The sequence below is a fragment of the Streptomyces sp. NPDC047043 genome, assembly GCF_040644055.1.
GTDB lineage: Bacteria > Actinomycetota > Actinomycetes > Streptomycetales > Streptomycetaceae > Streptomyces.
The window spans coordinates 319,603-339,214 of sequence record NZ_JBEYVO010000008.1; the positions used below are offsets into that span (position 1 = coordinate 319,603).

General features: G+C 70.7%; 17 protein-coding genes. 6 read left to right on the forward strand and 11 right to left on the reverse strand.

The genetic code is table 11. The features are described from left to right. The 3 genes from ABZ880_RS15270 to ABZ880_RS15280 all read right to left on the reverse strand — a co-directional run bounded on the left by ABZ880_RS15270 (position 1) and on the right by ABZ880_RS15280 (position 2,486). On the reverse strand, positions 1–456 hold the full coding sequence (locus ABZ880_RS15270) for a cyclic nucleotide-binding domain-containing protein (protein ID WP_361261747.1): 456 nt from the start codon (positions 454–456) through the stop codon (positions 1–3). A 278-nt stretch (positions 457–734) separates the two neighbouring features. Next, entirely contained in the window at positions 735–2,222 is a 1,488-nt protein-coding gene (locus ABZ880_RS15275; protein WP_361261750.1) for an aminotransferase class I/II-fold pyridoxal phosphate-dependent enzyme, read from the reverse strand. A gap of 42 nt (positions 2,223–2,264) precedes the next feature. Next, positions 2,265–2,486: a hypothetical protein gene (locus tag ABZ880_RS15280; protein ID WP_361261753.1), complete on the reverse strand. Its 222-nt coding sequence runs from the start codon at positions 2,484–2,486 to the stop codon at positions 2,265–2,267. 265 nt (positions 2,487–2,751) lie between these two features. Here ABZ880_RS15280 and ABZ880_RS15285 point away from each other — a divergent pair, with 265 nt between their 5' ends. The 6 genes from ABZ880_RS15285 (at position 2,752) to ABZ880_RS15310 (ending at position 6,682) form a co-directional block, all read left to right on the forward strand. Further along, on the forward strand, positions 2,752–3,195 hold the full coding sequence (locus tag ABZ880_RS15285) for an ATP-binding protein (protein ID WP_361261756.1): 444 nt from the start codon (positions 2,752–2,754) through the stop codon (positions 3,193–3,195). Between the two features lie 187 nt (positions 3,196–3,382). Then, entirely contained in the window at positions 3,383–4,231 is an 849-nt protein-coding gene (locus ABZ880_RS15290; RefSeq protein ID WP_361261759.1) for a SigB/SigF/SigG family RNA polymerase sigma factor, read from the forward strand. Positions 4,232–4,259: 28 nt separating this feature from the next. Further along, the gene (locus tag ABZ880_RS15295; protein WP_361261762.1) at positions 4,260–4,496 is read left to right on the forward strand and encodes a DUF5133 domain-containing protein; all 237 of its coding nucleotides are present in this window, start codon (positions 4,260–4,262) and stop codon (positions 4,494–4,496) included. Continuing rightward, positions 4,493–5,362 (forward strand): ANTAR domain-containing protein, encoded by an 870-nt coding sequence (locus ABZ880_RS15300; protein ID WP_361261765.1) that lies wholly within the window; start codon positions 4,493–4,495, stop codon positions 5,360–5,362. Before ABZ880_RS15295 ends, ABZ880_RS15300 begins: the two co-directional genes overlap by 4 nt. Positions 5,363–5,382: 20 nt before the next feature. Then, positions 5,383–6,222: a DUF1206 domain-containing protein gene (locus ABZ880_RS15305; protein ID WP_361261854.1), complete on the forward strand. Its 840-nt coding sequence runs from the start codon at positions 5,383–5,385 to the stop codon at positions 6,220–6,222. Between the two features lie 28 nt (positions 6,223–6,250). Beyond that, positions 6,251–6,682: a hypothetical protein gene (locus ABZ880_RS15310; RefSeq protein WP_361261769.1), complete on the forward strand. Its 432-nt coding sequence runs from the start codon at positions 6,251–6,253 to the stop codon at positions 6,680–6,682. Between the two features lie 6 nt (positions 6,683–6,688). On the opposite strand, the gene ABZ880_RS15315 is transcribed toward ABZ880_RS15310, so the two are convergent. The 8 genes from ABZ880_RS15315 to ABZ880_RS15350 all read right to left on the reverse strand — a co-directional run. Further along, the gene (locus tag ABZ880_RS15315) at positions 6,689–8,929 is read right to left on the reverse strand and encodes an FUSC family protein (protein WP_361261772.1); all 2,241 of its coding nucleotides are present in this window, start codon (positions 8,927–8,929) and stop codon (positions 6,689–6,691) included. A 79-nt stretch (positions 8,930–9,008) separates the two neighbouring features. Next, positions 9,009–10,382, reverse strand: a complete 1,374-nt coding sequence (locus ABZ880_RS15320; protein ID WP_361261775.1) for an NAD(P)/FAD-dependent oxidoreductase — start codon at positions 10,380–10,382, stop codon at positions 9,009–9,011. Positions 10,383–10,603: 221 nt separating this feature from the next. Beyond that, positions 10,604–12,508, reverse strand: coding sequence for an AMP-dependent synthetase/ligase (locus ABZ880_RS15325; RefSeq protein WP_361261778.1), 1,905 nt, complete (start codon positions 12,506–12,508; stop codon positions 10,604–10,606). A gap of 170 nt (positions 12,509–12,678) precedes the next feature. Beyond that, on the reverse strand, positions 12,679–13,767 hold the full coding sequence (locus ABZ880_RS15330) for a glutamate--cysteine ligase (protein WP_361261781.1): 1,089 nt from the start codon (positions 13,765–13,767) through the stop codon (positions 12,679–12,681). Positions 13,768–13,829: 62 nt separating this feature from the next. Next, positions 13,830–16,028, reverse strand: a complete 2,199-nt coding sequence (gene glgB / locus ABZ880_RS15335; RefSeq protein ID WP_361261784.1) for a 1,4-alpha-glucan branching enzyme — start codon at positions 16,026–16,028, stop codon at positions 13,830–13,832. A 4-nt stretch (positions 16,029–16,032) separates the two neighbouring features. Continuing rightward, positions 16,033–17,394, reverse strand: a complete 1,362-nt coding sequence (locus tag ABZ880_RS15340; RefSeq protein ID WP_361261787.1) for a maltokinase — start codon at positions 17,392–17,394, stop codon at positions 16,033–16,035. Between the two features lie 26 nt (positions 17,395–17,420). Then, positions 17,421–19,139 (reverse strand): maltose alpha-D-glucosyltransferase, encoded by a 1,719-nt coding sequence (gene treS / locus ABZ880_RS15345; protein WP_361261790.1) that lies wholly within the window; start codon positions 19,137–19,139, stop codon positions 17,421–17,423. Between the two features lie 25 nt (positions 19,140–19,164). Further along, the coding region (locus ABZ880_RS15350) for an alpha-glucosidase C-terminal domain-containing protein (protein ID WP_361261793.1) at positions 19,165–19,612 on the reverse strand (448 nt) is incomplete at its 5' end.

Consider the following 19,612-nt stretch of genomic DNA (forward strand, 5'->3'; position numbering starts at 1 on the left):
TTACAGGGAGCTGCGCCGGCTGCTGGTGTGCTGTTCCATGAGTTTGCCGCGGGTCATCTCCAGGCGGTGCGCGAGGATCTCGGCGACGTTGCGCACCAGTGCGAGGCCGAGCTTCGGATCCTCCTCGCACAGCCGCAACACCGCCGCCGCGTCGAACTCGTAGGCGCGCACGGGGCTGAAGGCCTCCGCACCGAAGTCCCACTCGTGCGGCGGGAACAGCCAGGACCAGCCCAGCAGATCGCCCGCACCGAGGCTCGCCACGGTCACCCGCTGCAGCGAGTTGACCCGCTGGTTCAGGGAGACGGCCCCCGAGCGGATGACCCAGAAGCGGTCGGCCCGGCCGCCCGCCTCGAAGATCCGGGTGTCCTCCGGGAAGGAGACCTCCCGCGCGAGCGTCATCAGGCTCTGGCGCTGGGGCGGCGGAAGGGCGGTCAGCAGTTTTATCGCTTTGGTCATGACGCGGGGCTCCTGCCGGCGATCGGTTCCGGTGCTTTCCCTACGCCCATTTCAGCCGCTGCGGACGCCCCGGGCACCTCGGCGGACGACAGTTCCGGTCAATAATCCCGAAGACGCGAGGAGAACATGAAAAAGCCCTGGCTGGACGGGGGAGACCAGCCAGGGCCGTAAGCGGTGGTGTCGGAGGACGGTACGGTCCACTCCGTCACCACGTATGGATGAACCGTAAACCATCCGGGAGCGTTTCGCGTACCCGGAACCCGGTCACGTGACCGGTTTCACTTCGCGGGGTCTTCACTGGCGGCCACGACCCTGATCGTCTCCAGCTTCCGATCCGTGGGGTCCGGCAGGTTCATGCCCGCGTCCAGCCCGGTGCGCAGATACCGAAGCACGGGTTCGGTGAGCCGCTCACCCGGGAGGACGGCCGGGATGCCGGGCGGGTACGGCGTGATCATCTCCGCCGTGACCCGGCCGGCGGCCTCGGCGAGGGGCACGTCCTCGGTGGCGCCGAAGAAGGCGTCCCGTGGCAACAGGGCCTGGGCGAGCCGGAGTTCGGACGGCTCCGGCACATCCACCCGCGGAGCGCGCGGAAGTTCGGGCGCGGCCTGCGCGAGCGCCTTGAGCGCGGTGAGCAGCTGACCGGTCGTCTCCCGGTCGTCGGCATGGGTGATCTGGGCGCCGATACGGCGGTGATCGGTCAGATGCATGTCCAGGTGCCGGTGCTCCCGCAGCCAGTCGGCGGCCTGGAATCCCGTGATCCCGAGGCCCTCGACGTCGATGACACCGGGCAGCGGATCGAGGTCGTCGGCGAGCCCCTCGCCGCAGAGGTCGGCCCGGTCGTTGACGTGCAGGCCGTCGATCTCCTCGATCGCCGCCCGGACTTCGGCCGCGAGATCCAGCGCGGTGCCCATGAGTTCGTGTCCGTGCAGGGCCATCTGCCGGCGCCAGCCGTCAAGGCCGGCGTACAGCAGGACGGACGGGCTGGTGGTGCCGAGCAGGTCCGCGCGCATCTTCAGCAGCTGCGGCGGGACCAGACCGCCCTGCTGATGGAAGACGGAGCCCTGTTCCAGGCCGCTGCCCATCTTGTGGATGCTGGTCACGCAGACGTCGGCGCCCGCGTCCATCGCCCAGGACGGCAGATCGTCGTGGAACGGCAGATGGGCTCCCCACGCCTCGTCCACGATCAGCGGCATCGAGCGGCGGTGGCAGACCTCGGCGATCGCCGACAGCTCGGCGCAGGCGCCGTACGGTGTCGGGCTGGTGATCAGGGCGCCCTTGGCGTCGGGATGGGCCTCGAAGGCCTTTTCGAACTGCTCCGCGGACGGCGGATGCGCAAGGCGCCGCTCGGCGTCCCACCGGGGCTCCACCCACACGGGTTCGATGCCGGACAGGATCAGACCAGACACGACCGACTTGTGCGCGTCCCGCCCGATCAGCAGCTTCTCGTGCGGCCCCGCGACCGACAGCATCGCCGCCTTGACGGACAGGGAACTGCCGCACGTGGTGAAAAACGTGTGCTCGGCATGCACGGCATCGGCCATCAGCTCCTCGGCGCGATCCAGTACCCGCCCCCGGGTGAGCCGGTCGTCCAGCCCGCCGGACGCCAGCACATCCCCGAGGAAGACGGCATCACCCAGCACTTCCCGTACGGCCGGGTCGGCGCCCCGGGCCTGTTTGTGCCCCGGTGGGGTGAACCCCAGCCGCCCGTGGCGGCGGTATTCGACCAGGGCTTCGAGAACGGGTGCTCGGCTGTGATCGGCTGCCATGCGCACCCGGGTTCCCGGCATCGGGTGCCGTCAATCAGCCGGTCAGCCCTGTTCGGTGCCCCGGCCCGGGGTGAGGATCTCGTCGAGCACCCTGAGGACGGCGTCGTAGGCCAGCGTCCGTACGGCGGCCTCGCGCGCCGCCTCCGGATCACTCGCCCGCAGGCCCTCGCCCCGCGCCCGCCACTCCCGTTTCTCCTGCTGCGCGCAGGCCCGCGCACGCTGGATGCGCCGCAGCAGCTCGTCCGAATCCACGACATCGGTCATGGCACCCGCGTACCCAGGTTGGGCGCCCCGATGGGTCGGCCGCGCATATCCGGAAGGGAGGTTTGGCAGCGCCTCTGCAGGTGAGCCGAAGAAAAGAGGCCCGCGGTGCTCGCGCAGTGCGAGGGCGTAAGTCGCTGCGAACGAGCGGGGGAACAGCCGCGTCCGCGAGGCGTTTGCCCCGATGCGGCGGCCGCGGGCGGGCCGGGTTCGGCTTCCCTCCCCCCACCAGGGAAGCCGGTTTCTTCACCGATCAGGGAGCCAGGTGATGTGCGAGCAGCACAGGACCGATTCCGCCCTCGAGCGGCACGGCGCGGAGCGGTCCGGGCAGCCACGATCCTGCAAACCGGCGGAGGCGCGCAGGGCCGTCGAGCGGGCGGTCACCGAACGCTGCCGTGCCACCCACACGCACTGCGACCCGGAGGCGCTCGGCGACGCCCTGCTCGTCGCCTCGGAACTGACGACCAACGCGATTTTGCACGGCGGCGGGGTCACCGACTTCCGCGTCGAGGTGGTCGCAGCGGGCGTCCGCGTCTCGGTGAGCGACCGCAGTGACCGGCTGCCCGTCGCCCGGGACCCCGCGGACCTGCGGCGACGACAGCGGGTCGGGGGGCACGGCTGGCCCATCGTCTGTCGGCTGGCACGCGACGTCCGCGTGTCCGAATTGCCCACCGGCGGCAAGTGCATCACCGCCGTGGTCGCCCTCGACTGAATGCCTTCCGTGGCTGCGACGGCGTTTGTTCCCGCAGCGGCAGGGCAGATGGAATTTCGTGCTTCGGACCGGAGGCGCGTCAGCGGGAGCGGTATGGCTGCCCGGCCCTCCAGTCGGTCCGGGTGCACCCTTCCCGCGGTAAGTCCCTGAAACCACTGTTCAGGAGCGATTCCGCATGCTTATCGACATGTCGACAAACGGTTCCGGCACGGAGAACCGCCCGACCACCTCCACCGCACGCAAGCACGACGACGCCCCCGACACGGCGGCCCGGTTCGCCCGTCTCGCCGACCTGGCCGACGGCCCCGAGCGGGACGCGCTCCGCGATGAACTCGTCGCCGCCTGGCTGCCCATGGCCCACCGCATCGCCGGCCGGTTCCGCGACCGCGGCGAGGCCGTGGAGGACCTGCGCCAGGTCGCGGCACTGGGCCTGATCAAGGCCGTCGACCGGTTCGACCCCGAGCGGGGAGCGTTCGAGAGCTACGCCGTGCCCACCATCACCGGCGAGGTCAAGCGGCACTTCCGGGACCGCATGTGGGCCCTGAGGGTGCCCCGCCGGGTCCAGGAACTCCGCAACAAGGTGCGTGTGGCCCGCCGCGAGCTGACCCAGACCCCGGGCAGCCCCGAACCCTCCGTCGCCGACATCGCCGCCCACACCGGCCTCACCGAGGAAGAGGTCAACAGCGGTCTGGAGGCCCTGGAAAGCTTCAGCACCCTGTCGCTGGACGCCGAGCTCTCGGGCGAGGACGACAGCTACAGCCTCGCGGACGTCCTCGGCGCGCCGGACTCCTCGTACGACGTCGTGATCGACCGCGAGTCCGCCAAGGAAGGCCTGCGCCGTCTGCCCGAACGCGAGCGCACCATCCTCTACATGCGCTTCTTCGAGGACATGACACAGAGCCGGATCGCCGACCAGCTCGGCATCTCCCAGATGCACGTCTCCCGCCTCATCAGCCGCAGCTGCGCCCGCGTGCGCGCCGAGGCCATGGGCCAGGGCAGCCGGCGCAGCGGCCGTCGGCGAGCGGTCGCGGCCTGAGCCCCCGAGCGAACGAGGAGTGAGAGCGATGCTGATCCCCCATCCAGCCGTTCTGCGCAGGCTCGTCGAGGAGTACGAGGCCGAGCTGGCCGAAGAGGCCGAGACGGGCCGGGGCTGGGCGAGCCCGCGGGCACAGGACCTGGCCTACACCCTCTGCGTGTCGACCGGCACGCGAGATGTGCGGCGGGCCCTGGAAGCGGCCCACCGGCTGCTCGCGACCGCACCCTTTTCCCGACCGGACACAAATGAGATCGGAGTTCCATGACAGACGCCGGGCACGCAGCGGCGGACGACCAGACGCCGGAGCGTGACGAACTGGCAAGGCTGCGGGCGGAGTTGCGCGACCTGCGCGCACGGGCCCGCGCCCACCCGCTGATCTCCCAGGCCCAGGGCATCCTGCAGGAGCGGTACGGGCTGCCCGACGGGGACAGCGCGTTCGCACTCCTGCAGCGGGCCTCGCAGCGGTACAACGTCAAGCTGCGGACGCTCGCGGGCGTCGTGGCCACCGTCCCGCGCCCGGACCCGCGGGAAAAGCTGTGGTTCCCGCGGCGCCTGCGCCAGCAGGCGCCCGCCCTGCACTTCGACCCCGACCACCGGCCCGACCCCGGCAACCGCGGTGCCGTCCTGGGCGCCGTACTGAGCCAGACCCTCGCCGTGGTCGGCACCGGCATGGGCAACGTCCAGGTGGCAGACCGGGTCAAGCCCGGTCTGCTCATAGAGAAGCACACCGGCCTCACCGCCGACTTCGTCGACTTCTTCGGCTTCGTCGGCGAGGACGGCACGGCCTGCGCGCAGGCGGCCCGGGAGGGCACCCAGGTCACCGTCCACGATGTGGAGACCGACCCGGTCTTCACCGAGCCCGCCCGGGCGGCGATCCTCGCGGCCGGCAGCAGGTCCTGTCACAGCGTCCCACTCACGACCACTGCGGGCCTGTGCGTGGGCATCGTCTCCGCCCATCTCGAAGGGACCCTCGGCGGGCTGACCAGGATCCAGATGAAGGCCCTCGACGTGGTGGGTGCCGACGGCGGCAGGTGGCTCGCCTGGCACGACCGCACGGTGGTCCTGGACGCCCTGGAGCATCTGCACGCCCTCGGCCGCGGCATGCGGGGCACGCGGATGCGCAGGTCATGAACGCACCCAGGGAGGTCCGCATGAACTCCGGTGCCGTGGCGCGCACCGGCCGGCTCGATGCCGAGCGGGTGGCGCGCGGCTCGGTGACCGAGAGCGCCGCCCGGGCCGGTCTCGCCGCACGCGGTGTCATCTACCTGCTGGTCGGCGTCCTGGCCCTGCAGATCGCCTTCGGCGACGCCGACCGGCAGGCGGACCGCGGAGGCGCCCTCGCCGAGCTCGCGAAACAGCCGTTCGGCGCCGTCCTGCTGTGGGCGCTCGGCCTCGGCCTCGCGGGCATGGCGGTGTGGCGGCTGTCGGAGGTGATCTTCGGTTCGGTCGGGCCGGACGGCCGCAGCGCCGGAAAGCGGCTGCTCGCGGCCGCCCGCTGTGTCTTCTACGTCGTCGTCGCCTACTCGGTGTTCACGTTCGCGGCCGGACCGCACGACGGCAGCGGCGGGTCCAGCGACGAGCAGTCCCGCGACGTCACGGCCCGGGTCCTGGACCTGACCGCCGGGCAGTGGCTCGTGGGCGCGGCCGGGGCCGGTGTCGTGGTGGCGGGCGTGTGGATCGGCGCCCGGGCCCTGCGCCGCGACCACCGCGACAAGGTCAAGCTCGGCGAGATGGCCCCGTGGGCCCGGCGGCTGACGGACGTGACCGGGGTGGCGGGCGGCGCGGCGCGCGGCCTGGTGTTCGCCGCCGCGGGCACCTTCGCCGTGCGTGCCGCGGTCGACTACCGGCCCGAGAAGGCCAAGGGACTGGACGACACCCTGCGCTCGTTCGCGCACACTCCGCTCGGGCCGTGGCTGCTCGTCTGCGTCGCGGCCGGTCTGGTGCTGTTCGGGATGTTCTCGTTCGCCCTGGCCCGCTGGCGCCGGGTCTGAGAAGCGGATCGCGGGGAACACGGACCGGATGAGCGAATCCGAGTTTCCCCCGGAACACAGGCCCGTCGACCTCTACCTCGGAATCCTGCGCACCCGGATGGACACGGAGGACTACCGGCAGCTGCTCGGCGTGGTCGAACCGGTCCTGCGGGCGCTCGAGGAGCAGCGACTGCCCGCGCTGGACTTCGCACTCGACGGCGACCGTACGGAAGGCCTGTCCCAGGAGGTTCGCGACGAGGCCGCCCTGGTCATCGCCGCCGCCGTCACCGGCCGGCTGGACAACGAGGTCGTCGAGATCGACCTCGAGGAGACCGGCCCGGTCAGAGTGATCACCGACGCGGACACCGCCGCCGACCCGGCACGGCTGGGCGAGATCGCCGACTACCTGCTGGAACGCCACCGTCAGAACGAGGAACTGCGCGGCATCGCCGAGGCCAGCGACCTGCCCACCGACTTCTGAGCACGGTCACCGCTTCGGCGCCGCCACCGGTACCTTCAGCGGCCGGGCCAGGCCCACCACGGCCTCGTCCAGGCGCTGCAGATGCCTGAGCACCCGGTCGGTGATGCGCCCGTAGCGGGAGCTGCCCGGCACCTCGGTCTCCAGGAGGGCCGCGATGCTCGCCCCTGTCTCGACCTCGGCGGCGGCCCGCCCGTCGGCGACGCGCGCGCCGATCGCCGAGATGTTGCGCAGGATCCGCTGCCCGGCCCGCCGCAGCCGGGGATCCGCCGCGATCGAGGGATGCGTGGGCAGCAGCTCGGCCATGGCGGCCAGCGAGCGGGCGTGGTACGCGCACGTCTCCAGGAGCGCGACCACGTAGCGGGCGGTGTTGCGCCGGGTCCGCAACGGGGTCACCGGATGGGTGAGCGGCTGCGTGGCGGCCCGAAGATCGGCCAGCGCCTGGTCCAACTCGCGTGCCTTGTCGAGCAGTTCGGCCGGGTCCCCGCCGCTGAGCTGCTCCACGGCGGCCTCGGTGACATCCCCGAGCCGCTCCAGCACGGTGACGAGGAGGTCGTTCGTACGGCGGTCCGTGTGCACCGGCAGCACGAGCGCCGCCGCGATCACACCGCAGGCCGCGCCGAGCGCCGTCTCCTCCACCCGCAGCACCAGCACGGACAGGCTGTAGGTGTGCAGCAGGGTGTACAGCACGCCCAGGGCGGCGGTGACGAAGAAGGACATCAGCGTGTACGACAGCGGTGCGGTGTAGAACATCGCGAACACGCACAGCAGCACGAATGCGAACGCCGTCCAGGTGTGGTGCCCGACCAGGCCCGCCAGCAGCAGACCGGCCACGACACCGAGCACCGTGCCCAGCAGCCGCCGGTAGCCCTTGACCAGGATCTCGCCCGTGGAGGCGGTGTTGATGAACACGATCCAGCAGGTCAGCACCGCCCAGTACCAGCGCTGGCTGGAGAGGAACTCGCCGCCGACGATGGCCAGCGCCGACCCGACTGCGACCTGTACGGCGGCACGCGTGGAGGCCCGGCTGAGCCCCGTCGCCTCCTCCTCGACCTCCTCGCCCGCGTCGATCGCCGCGTCCTCGGCGTCCAACTCCTCCCGCGACCGGGCCGTCGACGGCGTGTCGTCCGAGTCGTCCTGCGGCCCGTCGAGCGCGATCCGCAGCCCGAGCACCGCCCGGGCCGCCTCACCGATGCCGCGGAACACGTCCTGGACGGCGGGCGACGCCTTCGGCAGGTTCTCCTCGTCCCGGTAGCCCAGGAGCCGGTTGCGCAGCTGGGAGAGTCCGGTGCCGGTGTCCTCGGCGACGGGCCGCAGCACGAGCAGCCGCAGCGCCTCCAGATCGCGGCGCAGGGTGACGGTCGCCTCGTCCCGTACGGGCAGATGCCCGCCCGGCGGCACGGGCGCACCCGGCAGATGCAGGGTCAGCGTGTCCGCCCGCTCGGCGCTGCGCGCGGTCAGGATCAGCAGACCGAGGCGCTCGGCGGCGATCTCGGCGTCCGCGATGCGGCGCTGCACCAGCCGGGCCACGGCCTCGTCGGCGGTGCCCTCCTCCAGACGGCCCTGGATCATCATGGCCGACTCGTTCAGACGCGCGGTGCCGTCGCGCGTCGCCTGCAGGGCCTTGTCGATCTCGTCCGGGCCGGCGTCGAGCAGTTCCAGCTGCGCGGACACCAGTTGGGCCAGCCGGGCGCGGAAGGCGTCGCGCAGCCGGTCGAGGATCCCCGCCGGAGTCTCCGGCACGAGGGCGAAACGCACCACGGCGCTGGACGCGAACGCGACCGCGATGACCCCGTACAGCTGCGGCAGGGCGGAGACGGTGGCGCCGACGAACAGGGACAGGAAGTAGACCTGGAAGCCGATCAGCCCGAGCGCCGTGCCGCGGTCGCCGAAGCGGCGGGCGTAGACCGCGCAGAAGATCAGGGCGACGAAGAAGAGGTCGCCGCCCACCACCCGGGAGTGCAGCAGCGCGCCCAGCGACACGGAGGCCAGCGCCACCGGAAGACCGAGCGCGAGCGTGACGGCCTGCTGGGTCCGCTGCTTCTCCCGGATGGCGAAGGTGGAGACCATCGCCGCGATGGCGCCCGCCACCAGAAGGCGCACGTCGTCCGCGAGCAGGGAGAGCACGGCCAGCGTGAGGGCGATGGCCCCCACGGTCCTGAGGCCCGCGGTCAGGCGCAGCAGCCCGGGATCGGAGGCCGCGACGAGATCGCGCAGCCGCGCCCGGACCGACCCACCCGCTGCCCTCACGCCGCCGTACTCACTCCCGCTTCACGTCATGATCCGGATCTCAGCATGACACGGCGCGACCGGACCGCCGCCACCCGCCTCACTCCTTGAGATCCCTCGCCTCGCAGTGCGCCCGCACCTCTTCCGGCGTCATGTAGGCGTCGGTGAACTCGAAGTCCTTGAGCCTTGCGGCCTTGCGGGACTGGAAGCCGGTGCGCACGAAGTCGTCGCCGGCGATCGCGTTGAGCGTCCAGTTCGTCGCCACACGGACCTTGGCCACGTTGGTGCGCAGCGCCATCCAGTGGTAGCCACGGGCGGCGAACTGGGCGGGCAGGCCGCGCAGTTCGATGCCGAGCGGCTTGGACACGGCGTCCGTCCCGCCGAGGTCGACCACCAGGCCGAGGTCCTTGTGGACGTACGGCGTCAGGGGCTTGTTGCGCAGGGTCGCGATGACGTTGTCGGCGACGTGCTTGCCCTGCCGCATGGCGTGCTGCGCGGTCGGCGGGCAGATCGCCGCCTCATCGTCCTTGGCCTTGTCCGGCACCGCGGCCGAGTCGCCGAGCGCGAACACGCCGTCGTGGCCCGGCAGGTTCATCTCGGCGTTGACCGCGAGCCGGCCCCGCACCGTCTCCGCGCCGAGCGTGGCGATGAGCGGGCTCGCGACGACGCCGGCGGTCCAGATCAGAGTGCGGGTGGGGACCACCCGGCCGTCGGTGAAGGTGACCTCCTCGGGGCCCGCCTTGGCGATGGAGACGCCCAGCGAGACGTCGATGCCGCGCCGCTTGAGGATCTCCTGGGCGCTGCGGCCGAGTTTGTCGCCCAGTTCGGGCATCAGCTTCGGGGCGATGTCGATCAGATGCCACTTGATCAGCGCCGGGTCGATGCGCGGGTAGCGCTTGACGGCGGCGTGCGTGAGCTTCTGCAGACAGGCGGCGGTCTCGGTGCCGGCGTAGCCGCCGCCGACCACCACGAACTGCAGCCGCGAGGCCCGCTCCGCCGGGTCGTCGCTGGCGTCGGCCAGGTCGAGCTGGGAGATGACGTGATCGCGGATGTACGCGGCCTCGGCGAGGGTCTTCATACCGAAGGCGTGCTCGGTCAGACCCGGGATGTCGAAGGTGCGGGTGATGCTGCCGGTGGCCAGCACGATGTAGTCGTACGGCTCGTTGACGATCTGGTCGGTGATGGTGCGGATGACGCAGACCTTGGCCTTCAGGTCGACGCCGATGGCTCCGCCCGGAATGATCCGGGTGCGGTACTTCTTGCTGCGGCGCAGCGACACTGCGATCGACTGGGGCGTCAGCACGCCGGAGGCGACCTGGGGCAGCAGCGGCAGGTAGAGCTGGTAGGCGAACGGCGTCACCAGGGTGACGTCCGCCTCGTCCGGCGCGAGTTTCCGCTCCAGTCGGCGCACACACTCCACGCCGGCGAAACCTGCGCCCACCACCAGGATCCTGGGTCGTGTCACGGTGTTCATCCCTTTCTGCGGCTCCAGGCGGCCTGTGTCCAACGTCCTTCGCCTGCCCTGGATCTCTGCTCCCACCACATCGATCCCACCGTTGTGCCGGCCGTTGCGCCAGCCGGACGCGGCAGGCAGACGAACGCGTCGAGCACAACCATGCCCGCCCGCGTCCGGAAACGCACCGGGCGGGAGTGAACGTTTTGGATCACATGTTTCACGGATGCGGTCAGAGGTGTTCAGCGGAAGACGTTGTCCGCCTCGTCCCAGCTCGACAGCTCGTCCGGCACCTGCTGCCGCGGAGCGCGCGAGCGCGCCTGGTACATGGCGTCGATCTCGAAGGCGTAGTGCTTCACGATCGCGTCCCTGCGCAGCTTCATGGACGGCGTCATGAGCCCGTTGGACATGTCGAACTGCTCCGACAGCACCCGGAAGACGCGGATCGACTCCGTGCGCGACACCGCGCTGTTGGCCGCGGCGACGGCCCGCCCGATCTCCTCCCGCAGCGCGTTCTCCTCGCGGGCCTCCCGGCTCGGCGTGTCGCTCTGCAGCGACAGTGAGCCGCGCCAGTACGCCAGGAACTTCGGGTCCAGGGTGATCAGCGCCCCGACACAGGGGCGGTTGTCGCCGACGACGACCGCCTGGTGGATCAGCGGATGCATCCTCAGGCGCTGCTCCAGGGCCGCCGGGGCGACGTTCTTGCCGCTGCTGGTGACGATGATGTCCTTCTTGCGGCCGGTGATCGTCAGATAGCCCTCCGAGTCGAGCCGTCCGAGATCACCGGTGGCCAGCCAGCCGCCGCGCAGGGCGGACCGCGTCGCCGCCTCGGCGTTGATGTAGCCCTGGAACACCGAGGGCCCGCGGACCAGGATCTCGCCGTCGTCGGCCAGGATGATGTCGTTGCCCGGCAGCGCCTGCCCGACGGTTCCCGACATCTCCCGCCCCAGCGGCTGCGCGGTGACACCGCCGGAGGCCTCCGTGAGGCCGTACCCGTCGTTGACGTAGATGCCGATGCCCTCGTAGAAGAGGGAGAGTTCGCGGCTGAGGGGCGAGCCGCCGGACGTCGCCCGGACCACCCTGCCGCCGAGCGCGGCCCGCAGCTTGCGGTACACCGTCCGCTCGAACAGGGCGTGTTGCAGCCGCAGATCGAAACCGGGACCCGATCCGCCGCCCAGCCGCTGCCGCTCGAGGGCCGCGGCGAAGTCCCGTGCCGTGTCCGCGGCCCGCTCGAACAGGGCGCCCCGGCCCGCCTCCTGAGCGGTGCGCAGGAAGTTCTTGTAGATCTTCTCCAGGAGTGAGGGAACCGCGCAGAGGTAGGTGGGGCGGAAGGAACGCAGGGACGCCGAGAGGGATTCCTCGGTCATGTCGGGTTCATGGCCCATCAGCATGCCGCCGCGGATGCACAGGCTCTGCACCAGCAGGCCGTAGACATGGGAGAAGGGCAGGAAGGCCAGCACGGTCGCCTGGCGCTCGCCGGGCGGGATCACGGTGTGGCCCCAGCCCTTGAGGAGCGTGTCGCAGGGGCTCGCCAGGTTGCGGTGGCTGAGGGCGCAGCCCAGCGCGCGGCCGGTGGTGCCGGAGGTGTAGGTGATGGCCGCGGTGGAGTCCGGCAGCACGATGCGGCGCAGCGAGTCGACGGTGGCCAGCGGGATGAACGTGCCCCGCTCGGCCAGCTGGGCCAGGGCTCCCGCGTCCAACTGCCAGACGTGGCGCAGCAAGGGCAGGGATCCGCACACCGAGCCGACCGTCATCACCGCCTGCTCGTCCTCCACCACCACGGCCACGCAGCCGGCATCGCGCAGGATCCACTCCACCTGGTCGCGCGAGGACGTCGGATAGATCGGCACCATCTCGGCGCCCACCGCCCACAGCGCGTAGCTGAGCACCGTCCACTCGTAACGGGTGCGCGCCATGATCGCCACGCGGTGGCCCGGTGAAATGCCGGACGCGACCAGCCCCTTGGCCAGCTCCACCACCTCGTCCCGCACTTCCACGGCGGTGACTTCCTCCCATGTGGAGGAGGGGTCGGAGCGGCGTGCGAGCAGCGGAAGGGTGGGATCGACAGCCGCCAAGTCGAAGAGGCTGTCGGCCAGCCCGCCGGTCAGTGGCGAGACGGTGGGGGGAGCGAGGGCGACGTCGCGCATGCGCTGCTCCTGAAGTGTACGGAGGGTGACCCTGCCGACGAGTTCCGTTGTCGACGGTGCTCGAATCTAGCCCAGGTGGGTGCGGATGGTGACCGGAACGTGCGATCCCGTGATGATCTCGGAACGTTCGAGGGACACGAGGTGAACCTGATGCTCCGAGGCGTGCCGATTCACGCCTGTGTGTGGCGCGCGCACTCCGTGACGACCTCCCGCAGACTCCCCTTCCGCGCCAGCAGTTCGCGCTGGATGCGGGCGCCGGTGCCGCCGTCGAGCAGCCGGGAGCAGCCGGCGTCGGCACGCTCCAGGTCGCCGCTGTCGGCGAGTGCGTCGCCGACATGCTCCAGCAGTGCCCGCACCACGGTCTCGGCGGGCAGCCGGCGCATGGTCGCCGGGTGCAGCAGCTCGTCGCCGACCCCGGAGCGTGCGGCCCGCCACGCGGCCAGCCGCAGCAGGCTCACGCTGTGGTCGACGGGCGCACGGCCCGCCCGCCAGTCCCGCGCCGCGGTCTCCACGAGCCCCCGGGCCAGCGTGGCGACGAGCACCGCCGTGCCGGCGTGCAGGCACACGTCCGCGACCCTGATCTCGACCGTCGGATACCGCTGGGACAGCCGGGCGTCGAAGTACGCCATCGCCTCGTCGAGGATCACCCCGCTGGCGACCATGTCCGCCACCCGCCGGTGGTAGCGCTCCGGCGACCCGAACACCTCGGTCGGTCCGGCCGACGGCCAGCGCTGCCACACCCGGCTGCGATAGCTGTCGTAGCGCGTGTCCCGGCCCTGCCAGAAGGGGGAGTTGGCGCTGATCGCGGCCAGCACCGACAGCCAGGGCCGGATGCGGTCGAGAACCGCGACGCCCTCCTCGTCGGACTCGACGGCCACATGGACATGGCAGCCGAGCACCAGTTGCTGCTGTTCGGCGATGCCGTACTGCTCCGCCATCCACTGGTAGCGGTCGCCCCTGGTGACGGACGGGCTGACGGGCAGGGGCGAGGTGGCGAGGGCGGCCACCGTGCAACCGAGAGTCCCGGCGTGCCGGGCGGCCTCCCGCCGGCAGCGGACGATCTCCGCGCTCAGGTCCGCCATGTCGGACTGGGGATGCGTGTTGAACTCCAGCATCTGGTTGTACAGCTCTTTCTCGAACACGCCCCCGCACGTGTCGTCCTGCGCTGCACGGGCCAGCACCGCGGCGGACAGCGCCTTCGGCTCCCCGCTGTCCGGGTCCACCAGGAGGAGTTCCTCCTCCACTCCTACGGTGCGCACGTGAGGCCGCCTTTCTGTGGCGGGGCTGCGGCTCGACGAGCACCGGGTACCCAATTGATCGGTCACGCCAACGGGGTCAGCCAGACCGTCGCGAGCGGCGGCAGGGTGAGTGTGATCCTTTCCTCCTCCGGCTTGAGATCGTCGGCGTTGGTGACGTCGCTGCCGCCGTAGCACGCGGCGTCGGTGTTGAGGATCTCCCGCCAGACGGGGATGTCGTCCGGGACCCAAAGACGGTAGTCGTGTCTTACGACGGGGGAAAGGTTCGAGACCGCGAGCAGCGGGGCGCCGTCGGCGGCGAAGCGCAGGAACGCGAAGACGTTGTCCTCGGCGGCGTCCCCCATCACCCACTGGAAACCGGACGGCCGCGTGTCCTGCTGCCACAGGGCGGGCGTGCGGCGGTAGACGGTGTTGAGGTCGCGGACCAGGTCACGGACCCCGCGGTGATCGGCCGCCGCGCCGTAGCCGTCGGCGACCACCCACCAGTCCGGGCCGTGTTCCTGGGCCCACTCCGACCCCTGGGCGAACTCCTGCCCCATGAAGAGCAGTTGCTTGCCCGGGTGGGCCCACATGAAGCCAAGGTAGGCGCGGTGGTTGGCGCGCTGCTGCCACCAGTCGCCCGGCATCTTCGACACCAGCGCCTGCTTGCCGTGCACCACTTCGTCGTGCGAGATCGGCAGGACGTAGTTCTCGCTGTAGGCGTACACCATCGAGAAGGTCATCTCGTTGTGGTGGTACTTGCGGTGCACCGGCTCGTGCTCGATGTAGCCCAGGGAGTCGTGCATCCAGCCCATGTTCCACTTCAGGCCGAACCCCAGGCCGCCGCTGTCGGTGGGGCGCGTCACCCCGTCCCAGGCCGTGGACTCCTCGGCGATCGTCACCACGCCCGGGGCCCGCCGGTACACGGTCGCGTTCATCTCCTGCAGGAACGCCACCGCGTCCAGGTCCTCGCGCCCGCCGTGCACATTGGGCGACCACTGGCCCGAGTCGCGCGAGTAGTCGAGGTAGAGCATCGAGGCGACCGCGTCCACGCGCAGGCCGTCGATGTGGAACTCCTCGCACCAGTAGACGGCGTTCGCCACAAGGAAGTTGCGCACCTCGGTGCGCCCGAAGTCGAACTCGTACGTCCCCCAGTCCGGGTGCTCGGCCCGCCGCGAGTCTCCGGGCTCGTAGAGCGGGTCCCCGTCGAACCGCGCCAACGCCCAGTCGTCCTTGGGGAAGTGGGCCGGCACCCAGTCCATGATCACGCCGATGCCGGCCTGGTGCAGCGCGTCGACCAGGTACTTGAAGTCGTCGGGCGTGCCGAGGCGCGAGGTCGGCGCGTAGAAGCCGGTGATCTGATAGCCCCAGGAACCGTCGAAGGGGTGCTGGGCGACCGGCATGAACTCGACGTGGGTGAATCCGAGGCCGCTGACGTACGGCGGCAGCTGCTCGGCGAGTTCGCGGTACGTCAGCCCGGGGCGCCAGGACGGGAGATGGACCTCGTAGACCGAGAAGGGCGCCTCGTGCACCGGGACGTCACCCCGGTGCGCCATCCACTCGGCGTCCCCCCACTCGTAGTGCGAGGCGTGCACGATCGACGCCGTGTCCGGCCGGACCTCCGCGTACCGCGCCATCGGGTCGGCCTTGAGGAAACGGCCGCCGTACCGGGACGTGATCTCGAACTTGTAGTGCGCGCCCTCCCCGATCCCGGGCACGAACAGCTCCCACACGCCGGAGGCGCCCAGGGAGCGCATCGGCAGCGCCGTTCCGTCCCAGCAGGTGAACTCCCCGGCGACGCGCACCCCTTGGGCGTTCGGCGCCCACACGGTGAACCGGGTGCCGCTCACGCCCTCGTGGATCATGGGCTCGGCGCCGAGCGCCTTCCACAGCTGCTCGTGCCGGCCCTCGCGGATCAGATGGAGGTCGAGCTCACCCAGGGCGGGCAGGAAGCGGTACGGGTCGGCCGCCTCGTGCTCGCCGTCCGCGTACGTCACCACCAGCGTGTACGCGGGGATCGCGTCGAGCGGCAGCACGCCGGAGAACAGACCGTCGCCCTCCGAGATCAGCTTCTGCCGCTTGCCGTCGACTACGACGCTCACTGCTCTGGCATACGGGCGCAGGGCCCGGAAGGCGATGCCGCCCGGCACCGGATGGGTGCCCAGCAGCGCGTGCGGGTCGTGATGCCGGCCGGTGAGCAGGCGTTCGCGTTCGCCGGGGTCCAGGGGAGGCGCCGTCCCTCGGCGGCCGGACGGCACGGGGAGCGAGGTGTCACGCAGGGCCATCTCTTCAGCCTCCTCTTACGGCGAGACGTTCGATCGCCGCCATCGGTACGGGGAGCCAGTCGGGGCGGTGCCGGGCCTCGTAGAGCACCTCGTACACGGCTCGGTCGGTCTCATAGGCGCGCAGCAGCCCGTGCTTCTTGCGCGGGTCCCAGCCGGCACGGTCGGCATAGCCCGCGCAGTAGGCCTCCCGGCAGCGGCGCGCCCACTCGGGGCGCCACGGGCGGCGCTGCCGGGCCGCGTAGTCGAAGGAGCGCAGCATGCCGGCGATGTCCCGCACCGGGGACTGGGCGCTGCACCGCTCGGCGAGCGGGCGGGACGGCTCCCCCTCGAAGTCGATGACGAACCAGTCCCGGCCGGCCCGCAGCACCTGCCCCAGGTGCAGATCGCCGTGGATGCGCTGTGCGGGCGGCCCGGGATCGCAGGCGACGAGCGCTCCGAAGGCGGTGCGCAGCCCGGGCACGTACGGGCGCAGCGCCGGCACGCAGTGCGCCGCGGCGTCCAGACGCTCGGTCATCGCGGCCGCCGTCCGCCCGCTCTCGTCGTGCGCCCCGGCCGGAAAGGCTGCGCCCAGCGCGAGGTGCACCTCCGCGGTGGCCTGCCCCAGCTCGTGCGCCTGCGCGGTGAAGTCGTCGCCCGCGGCGAGCGCCTGCAGGGCCAGCGTCCAGCCGTCGGAGGCGTTGCGCAGGAACGGCTGCAGCACGCCGAGCGTCGCCTCCTGCGGATGCGTCGTACGGAACCACGCCACGGGAGCCGGCACCCGGCCGCAGCCCTGCTGCGCCAGCGCGCCCGACACCTCCAGGTCCGGATTGACGCCCGGCTGGATGCGGCGGAACACCTTGAGGATGAACTCGTCGCCGTACACCAGCGAGGAGTTGGACTGCTCGGCCTCCAGCACCCGCGGCACCAGCCCGGCGGGCACCGGCACCGACGGGTCGGCCTCGAAACGCAGCGGGCCCGCCGCTCCCGGGTGCCGCAGCCGCTCCAACAGCAGCTGCGCCGAACGGGGGTCCTGGAGAGCGTCGTACACCGTCAGTCCGGCCAGCGGACCGACCGTCGCCCTGCCGATCAACGCCCGCCCCAGCCGCGGTGAGAGGTGTTCGCGCACGCCGAGCAGCAGTTGGTAGCAGTCGCCGGACGGGGAGGCGCCGCCCGGTGCGGGCACTCCCGACTGACCGGCGTGGACCAGCAGATGCAGACAGCCCGGGAACAGCTCGGTCATGGAGAGCAGGCCGAGGTCCGTGACCGGCCGGTCCTTGCCCGCGAACCAGCGCTGCCGCGGCAGCCACTCGCGCAGCAGCCCGGCCAGCGAGGCCATGGGCCCGGAGGCGACGGTACGTCTGGGGCGCAGCGATGCGGTCTTCTGCATGGTCACGCGTCCTTTCGTCGGCGTGCTCAAGGTCGGCGGCCGATGCGGGATGCGACTCGGGTGAGCCGGAACCAGTAGAAGCCGTGGCCGGCAAGGGTCAGCAGGTACGGCAGCTCACCGATCGCGGGGAAGCGCACCCCGCCGATGAGCTCGACGGGGTGGCGTCCGTCGTAGGCGCGCAGATCGAGCTCGGTCGGCTGCGCGAACCGGGAGAAGTTGTTCACGCACAGGACCAGGTCGTCGCCGTACTCGCGCAGGAAGGCCAGGACCGCCGGGTTCGACGACTGGAGTTCCGTGAAGGAGCCGAGTCCGAAGGCCGGGTTCTGCTTGCGGATCTCGATCATGCGGCGGGTCCAGTGCAGCAGCGAGGACGGGTCGGACATGGACGCCTCGACGTTGGTGACCTGGTAGCCGTAGACGGGGTCCATGATGGTCGGCAGGAACAGCCGCCCGGGGTCACAGGACGAGAAGCCGGCATTGCGGTCCGGTGTCCACTGCATGGGCGTGCGTACGGCGTCGCGGTCGCCGAGCCAGATGTTGTCGCCCATGCCGATCTCGTCGCCGTAGTAGAGGATCGGCGAGCCGGGCAGCGACAGCAGGAGGGCGGTGAAGAGCTCGATCTGGTTCTCGTCGTTGTCCAGGAGCGGGGCGAGCCGCCGCCTGATCCCGATGTTGGCGCGCATACGCGGGTCTTTGGCGTATTCGGCCCACATGTAGTCGCGTTCCTCGTCGGTGACCATTTCCAGGGTCAGCTCGTCGTGGTTGCGCAGGAAGATGCCCCACTGGCAGTTCGAGGGAATGGCGGGGGTCTTGGCGAGGATTTCCGAGACGGGGTAGCGGGATTCCCGTCGTACGGCCATGAAGATGCGCGGCATGACCGGGAAGTGGAACGCCATGTGGCATTCGTCGCCGCCGTTTTGGTAGTCGCCGAAGTAGTCGACGACGTCCTCGGGCCACTGGTTGGCCTCGGCCAGCAATACCGTGTCCGGATACATCGCGTCGATCTCGCGGCGTACGCGCCGGAGGAACTCGTGGGTGGCGGGCAGGTTCTCGCAGTTGGTTCCCTCGGCCGCGTACAGATAGGGCACCGCGTCGAGCCGGAAGCCGTCGATGCCGAGGTCCAGCCAGAAGCGGAGGGCGGCCAGGATCTCCTCCTGGACCGCCGGGTTCTCGTAGTTGAGGTCCGGCTGGTGGGAGAAGAAGCGGTGCCAGAAGTACTGCCCCCGGACGGGATCGAAGGTCCAGTTGGAGGCCTCGGTGTCGACGAAGATGATCCGGGCGTCGGGGTACTGTTTGTCGTCGTCGGCCCAGACGTAGTAGTCGCCGTAGGGGCCGTCGGGGTCCTTGCGCGACTCCTGGAACCACGGGTGCTGGTCGCTGGTGTGGTTCATGACGAAGTCGATGATCACGCGCATGCCGCGCTGGTGGGCGGCGTCGACGAACTCCACGAAGTCGGCCAGGTCACCGAACTCCGGCAGCACCGAGGTGTAGTCGGAGACGTCGTAACCGCCGTCCCTGAGCGGTGACTTGAAGAAGGGCGGCAGCCACAGACAGTCCACGCCCAGCCATTGGAGGTAGTCGAGCTTGGCGGTGATGCCCTTGAGGTCCCCGATGCCGTCGCCGTTGCTGTCCTGAAAGGACCGGACGAGGACCTCGTAGAAGACCGCACGCTTGAACCACTCCGGGTCCCGGTCCTTCGCGGGAGTGTCCTCAAAGGTGTCCGGGACGGGCTGGTTGACAGTCATGACGCTCTGACCCTCCGATCGGTGGCTACGCGGACGAACGCTGGATGTGGAGCACGTGTGCCGGGGCCTGCCCGGGGTCCAGGCGCACGTAGTTGTTCCTGCCCCAGTGATAGGTCTCACCCGTCAGTTCGTCGTGTGCGGACATGAATGCGTGCCACTCCAGGCCGAGTTGCGGCATGTCCAACGAGACCGTGGCCTCCTGGGTGTGGTGAGGGTCGAGGTTGACCACGACGAGGACCGTGTCCTGGCCCGTGGTCTTGCTGTACGCCAGGACCATGTCGTTGTCAGTCCCGTGGAAGCGGAGGTTCCGTAGCCGCTGGAGGGCCGGATGGCGCCGCCTGATCGAGTTGAGTTTGGTGATCAGGGGGGTGATGGTGTGGCCGTCGCGTTCGGCCGACTCCCAGTCACGCGGGCGGAGTTGGTATTTCTCCGAGTCCAGGTACTCCTCGCTGCCGTCGCGCAGCGGGACGTTC

What these genes read in the sequence shown, in the direction of transcription:
- ABZ880_RS15270 (WP_361261747.1), bottom strand. Translation starts at nt 456, where the DNA reads ATGACCAAAGCGATAAAACTGCTGACCGCCCTTCCGCCGCCCCAGCGC.
- ABZ880_RS15275 (WP_361261750.1), bottom strand. Translation starts at nt 2,222, where the DNA reads ATGGCAGCCGATCACAGCCGAGCACCCGTTCTCGAAGCCCTGGTCGAA.
- ABZ880_RS15280 (WP_361261753.1), bottom strand. Translation starts at nt 2,486, where the DNA reads ATGACCGATGTCGTGGATTCGGACGAGCTGCTGCGGCGCATCCAGCGT.
- ABZ880_RS15285 (WP_361261756.1), top strand. Translation starts at nt 2,752, where the DNA reads ATGTGCGAGCAGCACAGGACCGATTCCGCCCTCGAGCGGCACGGCGCG.
- ABZ880_RS15290 (WP_361261759.1), top strand. Translation starts at nt 3,383, where the DNA reads ATGTCGACAAACGGTTCCGGCACGGAGAACCGCCCGACCACCTCCACC.
- ABZ880_RS15295 (WP_361261762.1), top strand. Translation starts at nt 4,260, where the DNA reads ATGCTGATCCCCCATCCAGCCGTTCTGCGCAGGCTCGTCGAGGAGTAC.
- ABZ880_RS15300 (WP_361261765.1), top strand. Translation starts at nt 4,493, where the DNA reads ATGACAGACGCCGGGCACGCAGCGGCGGACGACCAGACGCCGGAGCGT.
- ABZ880_RS15305 (WP_361261854.1), top strand. Translation starts at nt 5,383, where the DNA reads ATGAACTCCGGTGCCGTGGCGCGCACCGGCCGGCTCGATGCCGAGCGG.
- ABZ880_RS15310 (WP_361261769.1), top strand. Translation starts at nt 6,251, where the DNA reads ATGAGCGAATCCGAGTTTCCCCCGGAACACAGGCCCGTCGACCTCTAC.
- ABZ880_RS15320 (WP_361261775.1), bottom strand. Translation starts at nt 10,382, where the DNA reads ATGAACACCGTGACACGACCCAGGATCCTGGTGGTGGGCGCAGGTTTC.
- ABZ880_RS15325 (WP_361261778.1), bottom strand. Translation starts at nt 12,508, where the DNA reads ATGCGCGACGTCGCCCTCGCTCCCCCCACCGTCTCGCCACTGACCGGC.
- glgB (WP_361261784.1), bottom strand. Translation starts at nt 16,028, where the DNA reads ATGGCCCTGCGTGACACCTCGCTCCCCGTGCCGTCCGGCCGCCGAGGG.
- ABZ880_RS15340 (WP_361261787.1), bottom strand. Translation starts at nt 17,394, where the DNA reads ATGCAGAAGACCGCATCGCTGCGCCCCAGACGTACCGTCGCCTCCGGG.
- treS (WP_361261790.1), bottom strand. Translation starts at nt 19,139, where the DNA reads ATGACTGTCAACCAGCCCGTCCCGGACACCTTTGAGGACACTCCCGCG.